The organism is Desulfomicrobium orale DSM 12838 (assembly GCF_001553625.1).
GTDB lineage: Bacteria > Desulfobacterota > Desulfovibrionia > Desulfovibrionales > Desulfomicrobiaceae > Desulfomicrobium > Desulfomicrobium orale.
On sequence record NZ_CP014230.1, the window covers coordinates 1,899,333 to 1,920,735 of the forward strand.

At 57.0% G+C, this 21,403-nt stretch carries 26 protein-coding genes and 1 pseudogene; 15 read left to right on the forward strand and 12 right to left on the reverse strand.

Going from position 1 to position 21,403, the window contains the following annotated elements:
- Nucleotides 1-30: 30 nt before the first annotated feature.
- From AXF15_RS08760 to AXF15_RS08810, 11 genes are all read right to left on the reverse strand, one after another.
- A complete protein-coding gene (locus tag AXF15_RS08760; RefSeq protein ID WP_066606161.1) occupies nt 31-1,053 on the reverse strand; it encodes a molybdopterin-binding protein in 1,023 nt (340 codons plus the stop codon).
- 290 nt (nt 1,054-1,343) lie between these two features.
- Nucleotides 1,344-2,213 (reverse strand): DMT family transporter, encoded by an 870-nt coding sequence (locus AXF15_RS08765; RefSeq protein WP_066606164.1) that lies wholly within the window; start codon nt 2,211-2,213, stop codon nt 1,344-1,346.
- Nucleotides 2,214-2,335: 122 nt separating this feature from the next.
- Nucleotides 2,336-3,007 carry a dethiobiotin synthase gene (gene bioD / locus AXF15_RS08770; protein ID WP_066606167.1) on the reverse strand — a complete coding sequence of 224 codons (672 nt, stop codon included), beginning with the start codon at nt 3,005-3,007 and terminating at the stop codon, nt 2,336-2,338.
- A complete protein-coding gene (locus AXF15_RS08775) occupies nt 3,004-4,152 on the reverse strand; it encodes an aminotransferase class I/II-fold pyridoxal phosphate-dependent enzyme (protein ID WP_083517959.1) in 1,149 nt (382 codons plus the stop codon). The genes bioD and AXF15_RS08775 overlap by 4 nt, the downstream gene beginning before the upstream one ends.
- Complete coding sequence (locus AXF15_RS08780; RefSeq protein ID WP_066606176.1) at nt 4,122-4,517, reverse strand: hypothetical protein; 396 nt, start codon at nt 4,515-4,517, stop codon at nt 4,122-4,124. The genes AXF15_RS08775 and AXF15_RS08780 overlap by 31 nt, the downstream gene beginning before the upstream one ends.
- Entirely contained in the window at nt 4,508-5,674 is a 1,167-nt protein-coding gene (locus AXF15_RS08785) for a beta-ketoacyl-[acyl-carrier-protein] synthase family protein (RefSeq protein ID WP_066606178.1), read from the reverse strand. Before AXF15_RS08785 ends, AXF15_RS08780 begins: the two co-directional genes overlap by 10 nt.
- A complete protein-coding gene (locus AXF15_RS08790) occupies nt 5,671-6,051 on the reverse strand; it encodes an acyl carrier protein (protein WP_066606181.1) in 381 nt (126 codons plus the stop codon). Before AXF15_RS08790 ends, AXF15_RS08785 begins: the two co-directional genes overlap by 4 nt.
- Before the next feature lie 88 nt (nt 6,052-6,139).
- Entirely contained in the window at nt 6,140-6,856 is a 717-nt protein-coding gene (locus AXF15_RS08795) for an SDR family NAD(P)-dependent oxidoreductase (RefSeq protein ID WP_066606184.1), read from the reverse strand.
- Nucleotides 6,847-7,125, reverse strand: a complete 279-nt coding sequence (locus AXF15_RS08800; RefSeq protein WP_066606187.1) for an ApeI family dehydratase — start codon at nt 7,123-7,125, stop codon at nt 6,847-6,849. Before AXF15_RS08800 ends, AXF15_RS08795 begins: the two co-directional genes overlap by 10 nt.
- A complete protein-coding gene (gene bioB / locus AXF15_RS08805; protein WP_066606189.1) occupies nt 7,110-8,084 on the reverse strand; it encodes a biotin synthase BioB in 975 nt (324 codons plus the stop codon). The genes AXF15_RS08800 and bioB overlap by 16 nt, the downstream gene beginning before the upstream one ends.
- A 46-nt stretch (nt 8,085-8,130) precedes the next feature.
- The gene (locus AXF15_RS08810) at nt 8,131-8,538 is read right to left on the reverse strand and encodes an SRPBCC family protein (RefSeq protein ID WP_066606190.1); all 408 of its coding nucleotides are present in this window, start codon (nt 8,536-8,538) and stop codon (nt 8,131-8,133) included.
- A 79-nt stretch (nt 8,539-8,617) separates the two neighbouring features.
- Between AXF15_RS08810 and mgtE the strand changes: the two genes are divergently transcribed.
- Complete coding sequence (mgtE, locus tag AXF15_RS08815; protein WP_066606192.1) at nt 8,618-9,955, forward strand: magnesium transporter; 1,338 nt, start codon at nt 8,618-8,620, stop codon at nt 9,953-9,955.
- A gap of 22 nt (nt 9,956-9,977) precedes the next feature.
- Here mgtE and AXF15_RS08820 read toward each other — a convergent pair whose 3' ends face one another.
- Nucleotides 9,978-10,409: a CBS domain-containing protein gene (locus AXF15_RS08820; RefSeq protein ID WP_066606195.1), complete on the reverse strand. Its 432-nt coding sequence runs from the start codon at nt 10,407-10,409 to the stop codon at nt 9,978-9,980.
- A 161-nt stretch (nt 10,410-10,570) separates the two neighbouring features.
- On the opposite strand from AXF15_RS08820, the gene AXF15_RS08825 reads away from it, so the two are divergent.
- The 14 genes and pseudogenes from AXF15_RS08825 (at nt 10,571) to AXF15_RS08890 (ending at nt 21,382) form a co-directional block, all read left to right on the forward strand.
- Nucleotides 10,571-11,209 (forward strand): protein-L-isoaspartate(D-aspartate) O-methyltransferase, encoded by a 639-nt coding sequence (locus AXF15_RS08825; protein WP_151192334.1) that lies wholly within the window; start codon nt 10,571-10,573, stop codon nt 11,207-11,209.
- A gap of 40 nt (nt 11,210-11,249) precedes the next feature.
- The gene (locus tag AXF15_RS08830) at nt 11,250-12,161 is read left to right on the forward strand and encodes an Mrp/NBP35 family ATP-binding protein (RefSeq protein ID WP_083517961.1); all 912 of its coding nucleotides are present in this window, start codon (nt 11,250-11,252) and stop codon (nt 12,159-12,161) included.
- Nucleotides 12,162-12,190: 29 nt separating this feature from the next.
- Nucleotides 12,191-12,787 carry a lytic transglycosylase domain-containing protein gene (locus tag AXF15_RS08835; RefSeq protein ID WP_211258965.1) on the forward strand — a complete coding sequence of 199 codons (597 nt, stop codon included), beginning with the start codon at nt 12,191-12,193 and terminating at the stop codon, nt 12,785-12,787.
- Nucleotides 12,788-12,793: 6 nt separating this feature from the next.
- A complete protein-coding gene (gene pgsA / locus AXF15_RS08840; RefSeq protein WP_066606203.1) occupies nt 12,794-13,330 on the forward strand; it encodes a CDP-diacylglycerol--glycerol-3-phosphate 3-phosphatidyltransferase in 537 nt (178 codons plus the stop codon).
- A 50-nt stretch (nt 13,331-13,380) separates the two neighbouring features.
- Nucleotides 13,381-14,463, forward strand: a complete 1,083-nt coding sequence (locus AXF15_RS08845; RefSeq protein WP_066606205.1) for a type IV pilus twitching motility protein PilT — start codon at nt 13,381-13,383, stop codon at nt 14,461-14,463.
- A gap of 1 nt (nt 14,464) precedes the next feature.
- Nucleotides 14,465-15,640, forward strand: a complete 1,176-nt coding sequence (locus AXF15_RS08850) for a type IV pilus twitching motility protein PilT (protein ID WP_066606209.1) — start codon at nt 14,465-14,467, stop codon at nt 15,638-15,640.
- A 54-nt stretch (nt 15,641-15,694) separates the two neighbouring features.
- Entirely contained in the window at nt 15,695-16,276 is a 582-nt protein-coding gene (locus AXF15_RS08855) for a zinc-ribbon domain-containing protein (protein ID WP_066606211.1), read from the forward strand.
- A 2-nt stretch (nt 16,277-16,278) separates the two neighbouring features.
- On the forward strand, nt 16,279-16,560 hold the full coding sequence (locus AXF15_RS08860) for an FtsB family cell division protein (protein WP_211258966.1): 282 nt from the start codon (nt 16,279-16,281) through the stop codon (nt 16,558-16,560).
- Nucleotide 16,561: 1 nt separating this feature from the next.
- Nucleotides 16,562-17,290, forward strand: a complete 729-nt coding sequence (locus tag AXF15_RS08865) for a tetratricopeptide repeat protein (RefSeq protein ID WP_066606216.1) — start codon at nt 16,562-16,564, stop codon at nt 17,288-17,290.
- Between the two features lie 77 nt (nt 17,291-17,367).
- The gene (locus AXF15_RS08870) at nt 17,368-18,045 is read left to right on the forward strand and encodes a hypothetical protein (RefSeq protein WP_151192335.1); all 678 of its coding nucleotides are present in this window, start codon (nt 17,368-17,370) and stop codon (nt 18,043-18,045) included.
- A gap of 5 nt (nt 18,046-18,050) precedes the next feature.
- A complete protein-coding gene (fbp, locus tag AXF15_RS08875) occupies nt 18,051-19,061 on the forward strand; it encodes a class 1 fructose-bisphosphatase (RefSeq protein WP_066606228.1) in 1,011 nt (336 codons plus the stop codon).
- A 15-nt stretch (nt 19,062-19,076) separates the two neighbouring features.
- Nucleotides 19,077-20,140: pseudogene (gene tsaD, locus AXF15_RS08880) on the forward strand (tRNA (adenosine(37)-N6)-threonylcarbamoyltransferase complex transferase subunit TsaD).
- Complete coding sequence (gene trxA, locus AXF15_RS08885) at nt 20,140-20,460, forward strand: thioredoxin (RefSeq protein WP_066606231.1); 321 nt, start codon at nt 20,140-20,142, stop codon at nt 20,458-20,460. Before tsaD ends, trxA begins: the two are co-directional and overlap by 1 nt.
- A 208-nt stretch (nt 20,461-20,668) precedes the next feature.
- On the forward strand, nt 20,669-21,382 hold the full coding sequence (locus tag AXF15_RS08890; RefSeq protein WP_236884754.1) for an outer membrane protein assembly factor BamD: 714 nt from the start codon (nt 20,669-20,671) through the stop codon (nt 21,380-21,382).
- Nucleotides 21,383-21,403 lie beyond the last annotated feature (21 nt).

The window sequence follows — 21,403 nt, forward strand, 5'->3', positions numbered from 1 at the left end:
TTTCCCTGCTTTCCACAAGCCCGCCGCGGCCTACGCCTTTCCAAACCCGCAGACCGGGTAGCGGCAGTCCGGACAGTTTTCGCACAGTCCTCCGTGCCCCAGAGCCTCGATGTCCTGCCTGGAGAGGCGTTCTCCGGCCAGCAGGCGCGGCACGGCCAGATCGAAGATGCTGGCCTTGTGGTACATGACGCAGCCCGGCAGCCCCACCACGGGAATATCTCCCAGATAGGCCAGCATGAACATGGCTCCGGGGTACATGGGCGCGCCGTATGAAACCACTTCCGCTCCGGTCCGGCGGATGGCCGCCGGAGTCTGATCGTCCGGATCCACGCTCATGCCGCCGGTCACGGCGATGAAATCCGCTCCCCGTCCGGCCAGATCCGAAATGGCGTCCATGGTCATGTCCACCTGGTCCGAAACGAATACCTGATCCAGGATGGAGGACCCCAGATGCTCGAATTTCCGTTTGAGAACGGGGCCGAAACCGTCCTTGATCCGTCCGGTGTAGACCTCGCTGCCGGTGGTCACCACGCCGACCCGGGCCGCTCGCAGGGGGCGCACCTCGATGAGCGGGGCGTTCCCGGCGCAGATGTCTTCGGCTTGGCGCAATATGTCTTCGGGTATGGCCAGAGGGATGATGCGGGTGCCGGCCACCATCCGTCCGGCTTTGACGAACTGGCCGGTGTGAATGGTAGCGAAGGTGATGTCGGGAACGGAGTTGAGGCGCAGGAGCGCTTCCGTGTCGATGCGCAGCAGGCCGTCATGGCTCGCAGTAAGGGAGGATTTGCCCTCACTCGGGGAACCGATGGAGATTCCCGGCCCTGAGGCCGCCCTGGCCAGACGCAGGGCGCATTCGTCCTCGTGCACGTAGCCGTCTCTGGGGTCGAAGACGAAGAGGTTGGCCTTGCCGATGTCGAGCAGGGCGGGGATGTCTTCGGGGCGGACCACATGCCCGCGCCGGAATGCGGGCTCCTTGCAGCGGCCCGGAACGATGCGGGTGATGTCATGGCACAGCACCGTGCCGACGGCGTCTTCAACGGGAATGGTTTTCATGCGCGTCCTTTTTTGCCTTTGATTCGTGTCTGTTTTTGTCCGCGCCGGACCGTGACCTCCCATATTTTCAGGCAAAAAGAGGGCCAGAAGGCGGCGTGGCGGGAAAAAACGGACCGGAATGTCCGCAGAGTTGCGCCGTTTCTGGACTGACAGCTGGGACGGTACCGGAGAAGGAAGGAAGAGGGCGGGAAGGACGCGGATGGAAAAGAAAAATCGGGTCAGAAGGAAACAGGAAAGAAAAGGCGCGCTGTGTCAAAAAGAGACGGAATATTGCGGGTGCGGCCCGGCTTTCAGGGCCGCAACTGGGACCAGATCATGCCGCCGAGCATCAGGGTGCAGCCGGCCATGGCCCGAGCGGTCAGCATTTCGTCCAGCAGGAGCCATCCGGCCATGACGGCGAATACCGCTTCCAGACTGAGAATGATGGCCGCCGGAGCGGGCCGGGCGTCCCGCTGGGCCACCACCTGGAGGGTGTAGGCTACGCCGACGCTCAGAAGTCCGCCGTAAAGAATGGGGATCAGACCGGCCCGGATGCCGGACAGGGAAATATCTTCGGAGACGGCCGCTCCAGCGAGGCTGATCAGGGCGCAGACCGCGAACTGGACAGAGGCCAGCCGCAGGGCGTCCACCGCCGCAATGCCTTTGGTCAGCCTGCCCAGCAGCAGCACATGAATTGCCCAGAAAGCAGCCGATCCGAGTACCAGGGCATCGCCCTTGCCGATGGAAAAACCCCCGGTGACGCTCAAAAGATACATGCCGGCCATGGCCAGAGCGGCTCCGCCCCAGGTGCCCGGGCCGTAGCGGTGGCGCAGAAAAATGCCGATGACCGGAACGAAAACCACATAGAGTCCGGTGATGAATCCGGCTTTACCCGCCGTGGTGTAGCACAGTCCGAGCTGCTGAAGCCAGGCTCCGAGGAAAAGGGCAATGCCGGGAAGCAGGCCGTTGCGGAGGGGATACGCGCGGGCAAGCCCCGTCCGGCGGCCGTCCATCCAGGCGATGCAGGGCAGCAGGGCCAGTGCGCCCAGAGCGAAGCGTACGGCATTGAAGGTCATGGGGCCCATATGGTCCATGCCTACGCGTTGGGCCACGAAGGCCGCGCCCCAGATCAGGGCTGTGAGCAGAAGCAGGATATTGGCGCGCAGGACGCGGGTCTCCATGGATTTCCTCGGAACGGAACACGGTTGCGGAAGTGCGGGGCCGTAACGGCGTGCGGGGCCGGAGTCAATGCCCCGGCCGGAAGACGCGGCCGCTTCCGTTCGCGCAGCGGAAGTGCCCGGATTCAGAAACGTGTGGCCAGTACCCGGTGGATCATGGCCAGCACGGAGGCGGGGGGATGAAGCGGATTGTCGATCCGGCCGATGACGCCGTGCACGGGAAAGCCGGAAATTCCGCTGATGGCCCGGATGTTTTCGTTTCGTTCGGCTTCGGGCGTGGCATCGTCCGGGTCCAGCAGGAAAACGCCCAGGCACGAGCCCTGCCGGGCACGGATGGCTTCCAGGGTGAGCAGGGTATGATTGATGGTGCCAAGCCCCGCCCGGCCCGCCACCAGAATGGAGGCCTTTGTCTCCAGAGCCAGATCGAGCATGGTTTTTTCGGACGTGACGGGCACCAGCACGCCGCCCGCTCCTTCGACCACGGTCCAGGAATACCAGGCGGCATGGGCCAGCACGAAATTTACGGCGGCCTGAAAGTCCACGGGTTCTCCGGCGAACAGGGGCGCTTTGGGCGGAACGCGGCAGGCGTGGATGGCCTGTGCGGGTGTGGTGGGCAGGCCGTCGGGCAGGTGGCGGTGCACGAAGGCCGGGTCGGAATCCGTGTCGGGATCGGAACAGCCCGTCTGCACGGGCTTCAGATACACCGCGTCCCGGCCGTGCAGGGCGTGCATGACCAGCAGGCTGAGCATGGTCTTGCCTGCGTCCGTATCCGTGCCGGTGATGAAAATGATGTTCATGGGGACTCCGTAGCGGCCGCGAGGGCGTCGCGCAGGCGAAGCAGGTCCGCGGGTTGATGATCGCTGGTCAGGCAGATGCGCAGCATGGCCCGGCCCAGGGGTACCGTGGGATAGCGGGCCGCGAAGACCAGAATGCCGCGCTGGCGCAGGGTCTCGGCCAGGGCCTGGCACCCGGCTTCATCCCCTGTTTCCAGCGCCAGAATATGATGCCTGCCGCGCACGGAAAATCCGGCGCTCCGTAACAGATCGCGGGCCATATCGCCGGTCTTCTGCAGGTGCGCGCGGCGGTCGTCGGCTGCCGATATGCGTTCGAGCAGCGCCAGAACCATGTCGCCGTGCCAGGGCGGCGGGGCCGTGGTGTAGATGAAGCCCTGGCCGAAATGGATCAGATACTCGCGCACGGTTTCCGGCATGAGTACAAAAGATCCGAAAAATCCGAAAGCCTTGCCCAGGGTGCCCACGGCCACGTCGGCCGTGCCGCGGCCCAGACCGCGTCCCCGGTCGCCGAGCACACCGAAGGCGTGGGCCTCGTCCGTGATGCAGAAAAAATCGTGCCTGTCTTTGAGTTTCTTCAACCGGCCGAAATCGGGGCTGTCGGCGTCCATGCTGAACAGGGATTCCGTGCACACGGCCGTGACCGGGTGCCGGGTCAGGATTTTTTCCAGATGGTCCGGATCGTTGTGCCGGAAAGTGTGAAAGGCGGCCCGGCTGTGCCGGATTCCGGCCATGAGGCTGGCGTGGATGCGTTTGTCCGCCGCGATGGCGTCGCGGGAGGAGAAAAGGGCGGAGACGAGGGTCAGGTTGGCCAGAAAACCGCTGCTGAAGAGCAGGCAGGCTTCGTAGCCGAAATACCTGGCCAAGGCTTTTTCCGCCTCCAGCAGGGAAACGGAACTGCCCGTGACCAGACGCGACGCTCCGGCTCCCGAGCTTTGGTCCCGGCACAGGGCGGCCAGCCGCCGGGAAAGGTCCGGATCCCGGCCCAGTCCGAGAAAATCGTTAGAACAGAAATCAAGGCAGGGGCGGCCGTCCGCCACGACGGTTCCACCGCGTCTTGCGGAGACGGGCAGGAGGCTTCGGCCCAGCCCTTTCGCGCGGCAGGCGTCCAGTCTGGATCTCAGAGTATGGAGGAATGGCTGCTCAGACATTGGAAACGGCGGCGGAAAAACGTGTCGGCCAAAGCGGGGCGGTATCCCATGATCATCCGGCAGGGCGGGCTGGACTCCACGGCCGCCTCGTAGCCGGCCGCCGCGCCGGTTTCGCCCGTGAGGCGAGCCCTGATGGTCACGGGTGCCGGATGTTCCTCATAGACGAGGTCGGAGGCGGAGGCCAGAAAGACGTCAACGAGGAAATGGCGGCGAAAGCGCAGATGCATGCCGCAGGTCTGGGCCAGAGCTTCGAGAAGCAGATACGGGGGCAGGTCCGGCGGCGTCCGGGTGATGATGTTTTCAGGGTCGCAGGACAGGATGGCGGCCAGAGCCGTGGACGGGTCGAAGCGGTTTGTCAGGTCCATGGCTGTACTCCCAGACAGGCGTTCTGCCCGCCGAAACCGAAGCTCTGGACCAGAATGGCTTCCGGCCGCAGATTGGCGCTCTCGCGCAGGAAGGGGACGTCCGTGCGGCAGGGCTCGTCCAGATTGGCGATGCCCGGAAAATATCCGGCCCCGGCACAGATGAGGCTTGCCGCCAGCTCCGCGCAGCCGCAGGCCGAGGCCAAGTGTCCCAGGCGGGATTTGAAGGCGCATACGGTCAAGGCGTCGGGCGCGACGCGGGCCATGAGGGCGCTTTCCGCTGCATCGTTCAGAAGGGTGCCGGTGCCGTGGGCCGCGATGAGAAGGCTTTTGCCCCTCATTTTGTCCAGGCAGCGCCGCACGCAGGATTCGGCCGCGCTCATGAGCGGGTCCGGCGCGGTCAGCCCCTGGCCGTCCAGAGACGAGGCGGCTCCGATTATTTCGGCCAGGATGGCCGCATCCCGGCTCTGGGCGTGCTCCAGACTTTCCAGAACGAACATGGCCGCACCCTCACCCACGGCGAAGCCCGTACGGCTTTGGTCGAAGGGACGGCAGGCGCGTTCGGGGCGGTCAAAGCCCGAGGCCAGCACTCCGGCCTGCCTGTAGGCCCGGATGCCCCGGGCCGAGAGCCGGGAGTCCCCGCCGCCCGCCAGGGTCACGTCGATCCGCCCTGCCCTGATGGCGTGAAATGCCTCTCCCAGAGCCTGGGTGGAAGCGGCGCAGGCGGTCTGGATGGTCAGGTTTTCACCGTGCACGCCCAGAATTTCCGCCGTGACCGCGGCCAGGGTGTTGGGCAGGTAGTCCATGAGCCACAGGGCCTTGTCCGGCCGGGGGACGGCTTCCAGATTGGGGCCGCAGCCCAGAAACAGACCGGCCTCCGTGAGCCGCTCCCGGCTCAGTCCGGATTCCTGTACGGCCAGAATGGCGGCGGCCAGACACAATTCCTGTCCGCGATGCAGGTACCGGGCGTTCTTGAAGCGCCCGGTGTACGTTTTCAGGTCGAAGTCCGGCACGGGCAGGACGGCTGTTTCCGGATCATGGGCGGAGCGTTCGAAGGGCGAAAAATCCTGCCGCAGGCCGTTCAGAATGGCCGAAGGGCTTTTTCCGGGCGGCAGCACGGCACCGCAGGCCGTGATGACCACCCGCCGGGAGGCGTTCATGTCCGCCCGTTCTCCGTAGCGAAGCGGACATAGGCCAGCAGATCCGCGACCTGCAGGATGGGGCCCTGAGCCATGTCGGCGGGTATCCGGGCCAGCCGCTCTCCGCCGAGATGCGGGTAGGCGCGGGCCAGGGCGGCCAGGGTTTCGTCAGCCCCGTCCGGTTCGTGCTGATGGATGATGACGGGCGCATCTTTCAGAAAAAGCGCGTCGTCGTCCACGGCCACGCCCAGCCGGTGCTGTATGGCCACGCCTATCTCCAGCAGGTCGATGGATTCGGCGCCGAGATCGCGGATGAGGAAAGTTTCAGGCCGGATGGAGTCCGGGTCCACATCTAGAATTTCGCCGATGATGGCGGCAATGGCGGAGAAATGATTCATATTTTTCCTGCTGCCCGAAAGGAGATGGCCGGGCCGGTTCAGTGGTTTCCGCGGAGGCGGTGGCGGGCTTTCTCGCGGCCGTGCCGCGTCAGTATTTGCGTGCCGTCAGGCCGCCGTCCATGGTTACGGTGGTGCAGGTCAGACTCAGGGCCTGATCCGAGAGCAGAAAGAAAATGGTCGCCGCAGCCTGTTCCACGGCTACCACAGGGAGATTTCGTCCGCCGCCCGAGGCCAGAAATTCCGCTCCCCGCCCGGCGTCCATGAGACCCAGACGCAGGCTCAGGCTGGTCACGCCCCGTCCGCTCAGCTCCAGTCCCAGAGTCCGGTACAGGGCTTCGGCCGCGTTTTTGGAGGCGCTGTAAAGCCCCTGCCCCGGCGCGGGCAGCCCGGCGGCGGTGGAAGAAACATGGATCAGGCGTCCGAAGCGGCGGGCGAGCATGATCCGGGTCACGCTTTTGAGCAGAGCGAACCGGCCCGCCACATGAGCCTGGAAATATGCTCCGGCGCGGGCCTCGTCTTCCGCCGCCAGTAGGTTTTCATGCCGGGCCTGGGCCAGATCCACCAGATATCCGGCATCCGGGAGGGGCAATGTTTCCAGATACCTCTTCATGTCCGGCTCGCCCAGATCCAGGCATATGCGTTCCACATCCGGAAAGCGCCCGGTCAGTGCCGCCTTGCCGCCCTCTGTAGCGTAGGTGGCCACAGGCCGCAGACCTTCCTCCCGCAACAGTCCGACAAGCTCCAGGCCGAGCCGGCAGCCGCCGCCCAGCACAAGAACCGTGTTCCCGGAAAAACTCAGGCGCATGGTTCTATCCTGCCCCGGGCATAGATGTCCGGGCCTTGGCGAAGCGTGCAGCACCAAGCCGGGCCGTCTTCGGCAATGGTCAGCGTGTACGCGCCCGGAGGAGCGAAGCGGACGAAGGAAAAATGCCGGACGTGCAGTTTCCGGGGTGTGCGCGATCCGATGCCGTGCAGGCACAAGGCCATGATCAGCGAGCCCGGCACCACGGGATTGCCCGGAAAATGTCCCCGGAAGCAGGCGTCGTCCGGAGAGAGGATCAGCTCCAGATCCATTGTCCCTGCTCCAGCATGCGCATGTCTCTGCCCAGATCCCGCCCGGCGGTGGTCAGGTAGTTGCCGATCATGACGCCGTTGGCCCCGGCCAGGGGCACCCAGGACAGATAGTCGCCCAGAACGGCTTCCCGGCCGCCGGCGATGGTGATGTCGGCCCGGGGCAGCATGAACCGGAGCAGGGCCACGGACTTGAGAGCGTCGTGGGGCGTGAGGAGCGGGCTCTTTTCCAGCGGCGTGCCGGGAATGGGATTCAGGAAATTCACGGGCACCACGTCCACATTCAGTTCAGCCAGGGTGGCGGCCAGCTCGATGCGCTGATCGAAGGTCTCGCCCAGTCCCAGAATGCCGCCGGAACAGATCCCAAGCCCGTGCTCGCGGGCCGTGTGCAGCGTATCCACGTCCTCTTCGTAGGCATGAGTGGTGCAGATTTCCGTAAAATGAGACCGGGCGGTTTCCAGATTATGGTGGTAACGGGACAGCCCGGACCGGGCCAGCCGTCCGGCCTGTTCCGGGCTGAGCAGCCCGAGGGAAGCGCTGACCGTGAGCCGGGTATGCCGGACCAGATATTCGGCGCAGCGGCAGACTCGGTCGATTTCCGTATCCGTCAGCCGGAGCCCGCTGGTGACGATGGAATAGCACGACGCCCCGGCCGCGTGCATGGCCAGACCCCGGTCGATCAGCTCCTGCAGAGGCAGCAGAGGATGAGTGGGGGCGCTGGTGGAGTAGCGGGCGCTCTGGGCGCAGAAACGGCAGTCCTGGGAACAGGTTCCGGATTTGGCGTTGATGATGGAACAGGAAAAGGGCGTGCGTGCGAAATGTCTGGCAATTTCATGGGCCGCAAACAGCAGCTCGACGGTATGGGCGCGGTCCAGAGCGGTCAGGGAGCGGCCCTGGGCTTCGCTCAAGGATGCGCCGTTCAGTACGGCGGCGCTCAGGCTGGCGATGAGAGGATGACGCATGGACATTTCCGGACTTGGCACACGAAAAGACATGAGGAGCGAGGAATCAGCCGGACCGCTCGGCCGCGCGCTTCAGTCCTTTGAGAGTGCGGGGTAATCCTGCCTGTATCCGGGAACCGGCGAGGCGGCCGAACAGGGGAGAAAGGAGTCCGGAAAAAGAAACCCGGTGCACGGACTGGTTTTTTCCGGCCATCGGAAGAAGTTCGTGCTCGAAGCGCATGACGCAGAGCGGAAGACTGCCTTCGATGGTGAAAGAGCGGCCGGGCGCGACTTCGGTGAAAGTGATTTTCGCTTCGGGCCCTTCTGGCGGACGGAGAGTGCCGGTCGTGAAGCTCCCGCTGACGGAAGCGGATGTGACGTCGGGATCCCACGAGGACCAGCCGGGGACATCGGCATAAAGCGAAAAGACCTTTTCCGCCGGGGCCTCCATGAGGATTTTTTCTTCGAACCGCATGAGAAGATATGCCTTGCTTCGTCTGGTTGAGGAAATCTTTTTTGACCTGAAGAGTCGATTACGCTACCGGGCAACGGCCATGAACGCAAAGGAAAAAACACCGGAGACCGTGCCGCCGGATCATGCCGCCGTGCAGTGGGTGTCGGCCTCTCTGGACAGCCAGCATCCGGCCGATATGGCCGATGAGCTGGAAAAACTGTCTCTGGAGGAGCAGCTCGAATACATCCGGGAAATGGATGTCGAGGACGCTTCCGAATCCATCACGGAGATGGAGCGTCACGACCGCAATGCGCTCATGAGCGAGCTGCCGTCCGAGTTTGCGGCCGAGATTCTGCAGGCCATGTCCCCGGACGACGCGGCGGATATTTTAAAAGATCTGGACACCGACGTCCGGTCCCGGATTTTCCGCAGGCTGGAACGGGAGGACGCCGCCGAAATCTCCGATCTGCTCCAGTTCGATCCGGATTCGGCCGGCGGCGTCATGAACACGGAGATCCTGGCTCTGGATCAGTCCATGAACGCGCGGCAGGCCATAGCGCTTATCCGGGACCGGGTGGAAGAGAGTGAAATTCCGTATTACGCCTATGTGGTGGACGGATACCGGCATCTGATGGGCGTGCTGTCCCTGCGGGATCTGCTGCTGAGCCCCGGCCGGATGATGCTCAAGGATCTGCTGCGCGAACAGAATCTGATCTGCGTGCCCTTCGACGCGGACAAGGAAGAAGTCGCCCGGCTCATCAGCCGCTACAATTTTCTGGCCCTGCCCGTGGTGGACCATGAGCAGCGCCTGCTGGGCACGGTCACTGTGGACGACGTCATCGACATCATCCAGGCCGGAGCCAGCGAGGACATGCAGTCCATGGTGGGCGCCGGCGCCGATGAGACCGTGGATTCGCCCTGGACTTACTCCCTCAGGATGCGGCTGCCCTGGCTCATCCTGAACGTGTTGAACTCGGCCGTTTCCGCCTTCGTGGTTCATCTGTTCGAGGGCACCATCGCCCAGATGGCCATTCTGGCCGCCCTGATGCCCATTGTGGCCAATCAGGCGGGCAATACCGGCCAGCAATCCCTGGCAGTGATGATCCGGCAGCTGGCCATGGAACGCTTTGACAGGAAGAAAAGCTGGGGGGCCGTGCTCCGGGAAGGCAAGATCGGACTGGCCAACGGATGCATCGTGGGCACGCTGGTTTTTCTGGGGCTTCTGGCCTGGACGCACAACACGGGACTGGCCGCTGTCATGGCGCTGGCCTTGTGGGCGGACATGATCATCGGCGCCGTGGCCGGGGCGTCCATCCCGCTCATTCTGAAGGAGCTGGGCCGCGATCCGGCTCAGGCATCCAGCATCTTCCTGACCACCCTGACAGACAGCATCGGTTTTTTCACCTTTCTGGGCTTGGCGGCCGTCTGGCTTTTCTGACCCGCTCTTTTTCGGCTGCAGGTCAGTCTTCGGGTTCCACGGCTTCCATCAGTTCGATAGTCAGTCGCAGAAAATCGGCTTCGGTGATGATGCCGCAAAGTTTTTTCCCGCTGACCACCGGCAGGCAGCCGTATTTTTCCTCCAGAAGCAGTTTCGCGGCTTCTTTGAGGGGCATGTCCGCGGATACGGTGCATACGTCGCGCTGCATGATCTCGCGGATGGGAATGCCCGCCTCGATCTCATCCTGAGTCCTGCGGTTGATGCCGGCCAGTTCCGAGACAGCCGCGGCGAGGATGTCGCGGTGGGTGAGCAGCCCGGCGAAGTTGCCCTGACCGTCCACGATGGGAATGTGGCGGATGCGGGCCAGATCCATCAGATCTCTGGCCGCGCTCAGGCTGTCGGTCTGAGTCAGGGTGAAGACGTCCCGGGTCATGATGTTTTTTACGAGAAACATGGTTTTCTCCTTTTTACATATTGTTTCCCATTCCACCGGAGCGGGCAAGGAAAACCTGTCCGGGCCGCGCGTACGGCGGAGCCTGTTGACTTGCATGGTGAAATCTGTTTCGTCCTATCTTTCTGTATGTCCCAGTGAGTTGCGGATGCCGGGGAGGTTTTTTGAGAGGGTTCCAGCGCAATCGGGAGCGGATGGTGCGGCAGATCGAAGCCAGAGGCATCTCCGATCACCGCGTTCTCGCCGCCATGCGCCGGATTCCCCGCCACCTCTTCGTCGATGAGGCGTTGCAGGCTCAGGCCTACGGAGATCATCCGGTGCCCATCGGGTTCGGGCAGACTCTGTCTCAGCCCTATATTGTGGCCCTGATGAGTTCGCTTCTGGTGGTCCGGCCGCGGATGCGCATTCTTGAAATAGGTGCGGGCTCGGGATATCAGGCTGCCGTTCTCGCCGCCATGGGAGCCGATGTTTTTACGGTGGAACGCATTCGGCAGCTGTATCTGATTGCGCGTAACCGCCTGTTGGAGATGAAGCTCTTCAATATCCAGGTCAAACTGGACGATGGAACTCTGGGGTGGTCTGAAGAAGGACCTTTTGACCGGATCATCGTCACGGCGGGCGGTCCCGAAGTGCCGGAACCGCTTCTGGCTCAGCTGACCGATCCGGGAATAATGGTCATTCCGGTGGGCCGCACCAGAAGGGACCAGCGCCTGCTGCGCATTTTCAAGAAGGAAGACCGCATCCACCACGAGGACCAGGGCTGTGTGGCTTTTGTGGACTTGGTCGGCTCCCACGGATGGTAAGTATTTGGGGCTCTAACAAGCCGATTTTCCTGGAGGAATAATGTCCGGTAATAAATCTTCCTGCGCGTCCTGTTCCGGCCGGAGCAATCTGGGCCAGATTCAGGACAGCCCCGAGTCCAAAATGGAGCGGCAGGATAAACTCATCGTCAGCGCGCTGTCCAAAATCAGGCACAAGCTTTTCGTCATGAGCGGCAAGGGAGGGGTGGGTAAAAGCTCCGTATCCGCCAACCTTGCAGTGGCCTTGTCCCTGAAGGGATACCGGGTGGGCCTTCTGGATGTGGATATCCACGGCCCGAGCGTCCCTCATTTGCTCGGGCTGCAAGGGCTTCTGGAAGTGGATCAGGCCAGGGGGGTTCGCCCCAAACAGTACAGTGAAAATTTGTCCGTGGTTTCCATGGAGTCCCTGCTTACGGATCCGGATCAGGCTGTTCTGTGGAAGGGCCCCATGAAGACTTCGGCCATCCGGCAGTTTGTCTCTGACGTGGAATGGGGCGAGCTTGATTTCCTGGTCATTGATTCGCCTCCCGGTACGGGTGATGAACCCATGGCTGTCCTGAAAACCGTTCCGGACGCCTTGGCCATTGTGGTGACGACGCCTCAGGAAATCTCCTTGGCGGATGTTCGCAAGTCCATCAATTTTCTGCAATATGTGAAGGCCAATATCCTCGGTGTGGTCGAAAATATGAGCGGCCTGACCTGTCCGCACTGTGCTCAGCACATCGATCTGTTCAAGAAAGGAGGCGGCGAGGAACTGGCCGGGAAATATGGGTTGCGTTTTCTTGGCGCCATTCCGCTGGACCCGTCTGCCGTGCTGGCTGGGGATCTGGGTAAGCCCGTGGTCATGCTGGATGTGGATTCTCCTGCAAAGAAGGCATTGCTAGACTTGTCGGAGAAGGTTATTGCCGCGACAGAGAGCATTTCGGAGGCAGTATCTGTCGGCAGCCATACTTAGTTATGGATATCAGAGATGTTTTACGTGTTATGAAATTTGCCCTTGCGTTTATCTGTATTTTGAGTGTGCTGCTTTGTGTGGCGGAGAGTTCTCACGCAAAGAAGCTCTATTACAGAATTAAAGAAGACGGCACGCTATGTATTACAGATATACCGAATTCATCAAATTACAAGCCATATAAGTTCAAGAAATCAAAGAATTATATTCGGAACGCCTTGGCCGCATTCAAGCGCGAGAAGAAGAGCATCAAGGAAGTGCAAAGCATTGTATCACGCCTGTGTGAAAAATATGGTGTGGAAAAAAGTCTGGTTATGGCGGTGATCGATGTGGAATCCGGATTCAATGCTGCCGCAGTTTCATCGGCTGGAGCGCAGGGACTGATGCAGATCATGCCAGCTACAGGAAAAGATCTGAATTTGTCCGATCCTTTTGATCCCATGGAAAATATCGATGCAGGCATTCGTTATTTGAAATATCTGCTGGATACGTTTCCAGACAAGCGTCTGGCCGTGGCGGCATACAATGCCGGACCCAATGCCGTAAAAAAGTACGGCGACATTCCTCCGTATGCCGAAACTCAAGGATATGTTCAAAAGGTCTGGGCACGATTGAAGCACTATGAATGAATTTCTATGAATACTGCCAACGCCCTGACAATTTTCCGTATTGCGGCTGTTCCGTTCATTGTGGCGCTCTTATACTTCCCGGCGCCATTGACTTGTCTGCTGGCCGCGATTTTTTTTCTGATCGCCATTCTGACCGACCTTGCTGATGGCTTTATCGCCAGAAGATATAATCAGGTGACCAATTTTGGGAAATTTCTTGATCCACTGGCCGACAAGATTCTCATTGCTTCGGTTCTGATCATGCTTTCCAGTCTGGGCTGGGTTCCGGCCTGGATAACGATCATTATCGTGGTCCGGGAAATTCTGGTGACCGGCTTGCGTGCCATTGCCGCCGATAAAGGACAGGTCATTGCCGCCGACCGGTACGGAAAGTTGAAAACCATCATGCAGAGTGTGGCCTTGGTACCTCTTGTTCATCACTATCCTTTTCTGGGTACGGATTTGGCATTGCTCGGACAGATACTTTTACTGGCTGCGGTGGTTTTGACGGTTTTTTCCGGTTGGAATTATCTTTACAGCTTTTATCGATTGTGGGGCGAGTGAATTGATTAGCTTTCCCAAAGGATGCGCGGTAAGTGCAGGGGGATATGTAATTGGCTCAGATTGATGCTTTTTTTAAGATGATGCACGAGCTTGGGGCTTCGGACTTGCATCTTTCGTCCGGCTCCCAGCCGGTCATTCGGCTGCAGGGTGAAATGCAGCGGATCAAGTACAAGATGCTGGAGCACGAAGAACTGAAGAAGCTGCTCTACGAGATCACGCCGGAGAACAAGATCAAGATTTTTGAAGAGACCGGAGATGTCGATTTTGCTTATGAGGTTCCGCATTTGGCCCGCTACCGCTCCAACTTTTTTATGCAGAAGCGGGGAATCGGGGCTGTTTTCCGAGAAATTCCCCAGAAGATATTGTCCATTGACGATTTGGGGTTGCCATCCATTTTGAAAAATCTGGCTCTTCTGCCCAAGGGTCTGGTGTTGGTCACCGGCCCTACAGGCAGCGGAAAATCCACCACTTTGGCAGCCATCATCGACTATGTGAACAAGATCCGCAAAGATCATATCCTGACCATCGAGGATCCCATCGAATTCGTGCATGAGCCGCAGAGCTGCCTCATCAACCAGCGTGAGGTGGGGCGGGATACCCAGTCTTTCAGTGCGGCCCTGCGCGGCGCCCTGCGCGAAGACCCAGACATCATTCTGGTGGGCGAAATGCGCGACCTGGAGACCATCCAGCTGGCTTTGGAAGCGGCGGAAACCGGTCATCTGGTTTTTGCCACACTGCACACCATTTCCGCTTCCAAAACCATCGACCGTATCATCGAGGTTTTTCCGGGGGAATTGCAGGGACAGATCCGTTCCGGTCTGGCCGATTCCCTGAGGGCTATCATCGCCCAGAACCTGTTCAAGCGGGTGGACAGACCGGGCCGGGTTGCCGGAATTGAAATTCTCATCGCCACTCCGGCCGTTCGTAACTTGATCCGCGAGAACAAGATTTTCCAGATTAATTCCGTCATCGAAACAGGTAAGAAGTTCGGTATGCAGAGCCTCGACGAAGCTATCCTCCGGCTTTTGACCGCCGGCATCATCGATCCTGAGCAGGCGTACAACAAGGCGGCGACCAAAGCCAAGTTCAGGGAATTTCTGACGAATCCTCCGCAGGACTTCACAGAGGTGTAAGATGCAAAGAGCGCAGCTTGACCATATTCTGCATCAGATTCTTGAAGACGCTCCTGAAGCCTCGGATATTATTTTTACTGTGAACAAGCCGACGCAGGTGGAGGTACACGGGGAGCTCCGCAATGCGCGCATGGAACCCAATCCCGGACCGCTTCTGCCCATTCAGGTCGAAGCCATTGCCATGTGTATGATGGGCAATCGTTTGCGTCTGTATGAGGATCAGGTACTCAGAGGTTCTTGCGACCTGTCCTATGAGCTTCCCGGGTTTTGCCGGTTCCGTGTCAATATTCTGGGGCAGCGTGGTTCTCTGGCCATTGTCATGCGTAGATTGACTTCTGCCGTGCCGACCATCGGGGAACTGGAACTCCCGGATGTATTCTATGAGATGTCAAGGGAGAAATTCGGGCTGATTCTGATCACCGGGGCCACGGGTACGGGTAAGACGACATCATTGGCCGCGCTTATCGATAACATCAACCAGCTTTATCGGAAGCATATCGTTACGCTGGAAGACCCCATCGAATACGTGCACGAGCACAAGCTCGGCACGATAAACCAGCGGGAACTGGGCAGGGATTTTGATGCTTTCGCTTCAGGTTTGCGCGCCGCCTTGCGCCAAGCCCCCAAAGTCATTCTGGTGGGCGAAATCCGCGACCGCGAAACAGTGAGTATTGCCCTGGAGGCGGCGGAAACAGGCCATCTGGTTCTCGGCACATTGCACACCAGTGATGCCGGGCAGACAATCAACCGTATCATCGGTATGTTCGAACTGGCTGAAGAACGACTGATCCGTGATCGCCTTGCTGGTAGTCTGAAATTCGTCATCTCTCAGCGTCTGATGCCGCGGATCGGAGGTGGCCGGATTCCGGCTTTTGAAATCATGAAAACCAATTTGCGGGTCAGGGAAGTCATCTTCAATGGAGAAACCGAAGAGAAGAATTTCTATAACATTGTGGAGAGTGGAGATGCTTTTGGCATGATCACTTTTGACAAATACTTGGCCAATCTTTTTGAGAACAATATCATTACCGAGGAAACGGCCATATTGAACAGCTCGGACCGGTCCAGGCTGGCCCAGATGCTCGACAAGATCAAAACGGCGCGTGGTGAGAAGGTGACGAATATTGAAGGACTCGAGCTTGATCACGATTACGAACGGAAAGGTGCGTTTTTCTGATGAGTTGGAGTCCGTCTGGACAAACAAAGTGCGCAATGGCCGGAGGCGCTATACATGGAAATAACATGTTCTTTTTGTGAAACCAGCTTTGAATTTCCGGATGAACGCCTGCCTGAGGCAAAAAAGTTCAAGCTCAATTGTCCAAAATGCAGAGAGCCTCTGCTCATAGAGCAGAATTCCGATGGACAAATGATTGCACCGGAAGCTTTTCCCCACGATGCCACAGTCGCACTTATGTATGTCCCAGACAACGAGCTGGCGGGGCGGATAGGAGATTTTCTCAAATTCAAAGGAATACATATTTCCGAGGCACCGACTGTCACCGTGGCGCTCGAAAAGATGAGAGTCAACTACTACCAGATGCTCATTCTTGAAGAAAGCGATGCGGCACAGGCAATACTGAATGCGGCCAGAAAATGGGATGGATTGAGAAGACGGGATATCAATGTTGTCTATGTCAACACGGATACTCAGAGCATGCAGCAAAGCGAAGCATTTTTCCGTGGAGTTAATTTTGTCATTGGAAAAGCCGACGTAAAACAGATAGAGCACTTTTTGGAAATCATATTGAAAGAATATAAAAATTATAAAGAGATGTGGGTTTTAGCAGAAAAAAAAGCGAGAATGGAGGGATGAATTTGTTCAAGAGCAAGAAAAAATTTTCCTTTTTCATTCTATTCATGGTCAATATTTTTTTGTTGTACAAGATATTTGATGAAAAAAGCGGCTTGCCTGCATACCAGGAGCTTCAGGAAAAGATAGAAGCCGTTCAAGTAAAGATTGATGAAATGGATATGCGCAACAGGCAGGTAAGTTCTGAGATCAGAGTTCTGAAGAAAGATGACCGATATATTGAGAGATTGGTCAAACGGGAACTTTTCTATCTTTCCGATAACGAATTGATGTATATAATGAAGTGATATGAACGATACATTTCAGCTTTTCGACGAGCTTCTCGCTCATGATCCCGGCTCTCGGATTTTCTTCCCGTTGGCCCGCCTGTATCGTAAAGAAGGGCTGATGGACAGGGCCATTGAAATTGTGCGAAAAGGTATTGAATACCACCCGGACTTTCTTGAAGCCCAGTTGTTTCTGATAGAACTGTTGTCTGAGGCCGGTCTCCGTGAGGAAGCGGTGGAGTGGGGGCAGGCCATAGTTGCCAAGCTTATGACATATGAGAAGTTCTGGCGAGTGTTGCGTGAGCATTTTTCTACATTTCGGCCGGATCTGTCCTTGGCCTCATTTGTTTTTGAGAGAAACGCGCGGAGCGAGACTTTTGATCTTCTCCAACTCGTGTCCATGGGAATCTCCCGTTATGAAGAAACGGCACCCGAACCCGTCCCTGTAGAGTCGGGGACGGATCTGGATGCGGAGGAAGTGACGCTTCTGTGTCTGAATTCGGGGATCAAGACAAAAACCATGGCCAAGCTTCTGTGTGCTCAGGGAGAGTTTGCGCAGGCAGTGAAAATCTATGACGACTTGCTTGATGCTCCTCTTGACGAGAATGAGCGTGCTGAAATTCGTGACTTGAGGGCTGCGGCACGCAAAGAACTGCCGGGCAGCGAGGCCTCGGACAAGAATGCCAGACTTTACGACGTATTGAATTCTCTCGCCTCCAGACTGGAGGAACGATCGACTCCCACCACATAAGCCGGGACAAACAGAGCCATAAAGGGTTAGCACGGGCTCTTCAGCAGGCTGACGAGGATGAGATGAAGTATTTTTGCATGGTACCTATTTGTTTTTTTCTTTTTGCCTGTCGACCTGTCCACGTCACCAGACAGTACTATGACGAATACGTGAATCCGGTGGCCTCCATTGATTACGAGGATGCCGCTTCCGCCGATATTCCGGCTGTTTTTCTGGACAACTACTACTTGGTCGACAGCCGCCTCGTACGCTTACTTGATCAGCTGGACTTGGGCGGTGAATCCCCGGACAGTTCCTGGGTCGATGCCCAGAAGGCTGGACATCCCTGGATCGAGTTCATGGCGGTTCTGGATAATGACCTGCTTTTTGTTTCGGGGGACGAGTATCTGGGCTATGACGCCGCAGTCAGAAATCTTTTGGAACAGACTGGGGAAGGAGAAAAGCGTATTATTTTGAAGCATGATGGACGCTGCCTGCTTGTGCACGCCAGCCAGGCTGGTCCTGACCGCCTCAGGACGGTTGTCGTGGAGATAAATGTTGATCGGATTATGATCGACTCTACTTCCACAGACATGTTTTTGGCCGTGGACGAGGAACTGGTCCAGCACCCAGACAAGTCGGGATCTTTTGCCTCTCTTCTGAAAAAACTGAGCAGAAGCAGAAAGTATTCCGGGCGTTCCCGTGTGGATGGGCAACGTCTGTACTGGATCAGGAGCATGGCTGCGGACAACCTTGTTTATCTGTATCGGGGGTAATCTGTATGCGCCAAGTGACGGTCGTTGAAAATCTGCTGTTGCGCCAGAAGGAACGTCCCATGGCTTCGGGGCGGTTCACCAGATTGCTGACGGAGTTGATTCTCTCGGCAAAAATTATTGATCGGGAAGTGTCCAAAGCCGGTTTGCTGGATGTTCTGGGAGTCACAGGCGAGGTCAATGTTCAGGGAGAGATCGTCCAGAAGCTGGATGATTTTGCCAATAAGGTGATCATTCGCAGAATGGAGCGGGCTGGGGTGCTTTGCGCCATGGTTTCCGAGGAAAATGCGGATTTCATCGAAATCCCTCATCGGTTTCCCACAGGCGACTATATATTGGTGTTTGATCCACTGGATGGTTCGGCCAACATTGACGCAAATGTCAGCATTGGCACCATATTCGGAATCTATCGACGCACATCGTTCGGTGATCAGGCGGTAACACTGAGTGAGATACTGCAGAAAGGAGCTATGCAGGTCGCGGCAGGATACATCATCTATGGTTCCTCGACTATGCTGGTTTATACTGCGGGAGACGGAGTGCATGGTTTCACTCTGGACCCGAGCGTAGGTGAGTTTTTATTATCCCATCCAGACATCAAGATTCCAGAACAAGGCAAGATATACTCTGTCAATGAAGGTTATTCCATGTACTGGGATGAGCCTACCAGAAAGATAGTGGATTACTTCAAGTCCAATGATAATTCTTTGGGGCGGCCATACAGTCTACGTTATATTGGTTCGCTGGTCTCGGATTTCCACCGCAACCTGCTTTATGGCGGGATTTTCATGTATCCCGCTGACATGCGCGATCCGCGCAAGCCTTCCGGAAAGCTCAGGCTCATGTGTGAGGCAGCTCCCATGGCCATGATCATTGAGCAGGCCGGAGGGATGGCTACCGATGGAACCCGGCGGATTCTCGATATCGAACCCCAGGAACTGCATCAGCGTGTACCGCTCTTTGTGGGTTCCAAATCTGATGTGGAGATCGTGCAGCGGTATTATGCGGATGCGCGTTAAGTTGTTCGTTGGGCTATGAAGTGTCTGGGTATTGAAACGTCTTGCGATGAGACGGCCGTAGCTGTCTGGGCGGACGGTGCTTTGCATCAGGAAGCCATTCATACACAAATACCTATGCACGCTGTTTTTGGCGGTGTGGTACCGGAACTTGCGTCCAGAGAACATCTGCGAAAGCTGGATACTTTGGTGCGTTCAGTGTTGGGCTCTTTTAACGAGGAAAAGCCGGACTGTGTGGCTGTCACTCGTGGGCCAGGCTTGCTCGGCGCTCTGCTGGTCGGTATCGCCTACGCCAAAGCTCTGGCTCTGGCTTGGAAAATACCCGTCATTGGCGTCAATCATCTGCAGGCTCATCTGTTGGCCTGTGATTTCACCGCACCCATAGGATATCCCGCCATCGGTGTGTTGGTATCGGGGGGGCATACCCATATCTACCGCATGACCAACCCGCATGAATTTCTCCTTCTCGGTAAAACACTGGATGACGCGGCTGGAGAGGCCTTCGATAAAATTGCGAAACTTCTGAACCTTCCTTACCCGGGGGGAAATATATCGATATTCTGGCCGCCGAAGGAGTGGCCGATCCCAAACTTTTTTCCTGCCCGTACCTGCATAACGATAATTGTGATTTCAGTTTTAGTGGCCTGAAAACAGCGGTGGCCAATTTCGTCCAGAAAAATCCGATGCCCGGACTATCGTACGGGAATTTTGAAACCAAGTCTGTTCCTCAGGAAATCAAGAATTTGTGCGCGACGGTAAACACGGTAGTGGTCGACACGTTACTTGAGAAAACCAGGAGAGCCATGGCTCTGTATCCGGACATAAAAACCCTGTGTGTTGCCGGAGGAGTGGCCGCCAATGGTCTGCTGCGTACACGGTTTGCCGCATTGGCCCGCAGTCGCGGGATCAAATTCCTGGTTCCTGCTCAAAACTATTGTGGGGATAATGCTGCTATGGTAGCATATGCTGGCAGTTGTTTGGCTGGAGAAGGTCTGGCCAGCAGGTTGGACTTCGAGGCCGTCCCTCGCGGCAGAAATGTACCCTTTGATTATATGCAAAAAACTTCTGTGAGGAGTGAATAATGGCAGTACAGATTAATGATTCAGGTTTTGAAGCCGAAGTTCTGAAGTGTGACCTGCCGGTGCTGGTGGATTTCTGGGCTCCGTGGTGCGGTCCGTGCAGAGCCATTGCCCCGGTAATCGAAGAATTGGCTCAGGAACTTGATGGCAAAGTGAAAATCGTGAAGATGAATGTGGATGAAAACCCTGCCACTCCGAGTAAATATGGCATCCGTGCCATTCCCACTCTGATTCTTTATCGTAACGGCGACGTGGTGGAGCAGGTTACAGGGGCTGTGTCCAAAGCGAGCCTCAAGCAGATGTTGACAGACAAGGTGCTCTAGAGCGCTGTCTTTTCTGATTCAACAGAAATGCCTCGGGCAGGAGAATATTTCCAAGATGTGTCTTTCATTTTGGAGGAGCATCCGCCAGAGGCATTTTCTTTTTCAGAGAAATCGAGTCATGTCTTTTGACCCGACACCTTTTTTCATGAGATTATTTCAGTTTTTTTCTTAACTTCCATATTTGCCTATTTTCTATCGGATGCGCCCAATGCTCAGAAAATTGATTGTATTTTTTTTGCTCCTCTGTCTCAATGGATGTGGTATTATTGATTATTATTTTCTCACTCCACCCGAAGATACAGCGCAGGAACTCTTTGAAAATGCGCGTGGGCAGCTTCAGGATCAAGACTATGGAAGCGCCATTGAGTCATTAAGTAGATTGAATGATCGTTATCCGTTCAGTCCATACGCCATTCAGGCCCGCCTCATGTTGGGTGATGCCTACTATCTGGATAAGCAGTATATGGAAGCAGCTGATACATATGAAGAATTTCTGAATATGCATCCGCGGCATGAATCTGTGGATTATGTTCTTCTTCAGATAGGTATATGTAAATACAATACCTATAAATCTATTGATCTCCCCCAGAGTGGGCTTGAGGAAGCCATCGCTTCTCTGGAACGTCTGGTAGAGGATTATCCACAGAGTGGACACAGAGAAAAGGCTATCGAGTATATTGGAAAATGTCGTAAAATGATGGCTGAACACGAGCTTTATGTGGCCGATTTTTATTTTAAATCAGAATCCTATAAAGCTGCATGGATGCGTTATATATATGTTCTGGAGAATTTTTCAGAGTTGCCGGAGGTGGTGCGTCTGGCGGAGGCCAAAGCCAAGGTGGCCTATTTTTACTACCAGCAACAGGAGAATGATACACAGAGGCACCCCAGCAGATTCAAGAAATTTTTCGACTGGCTCTGATGCCTGGATTATGGTCGTATA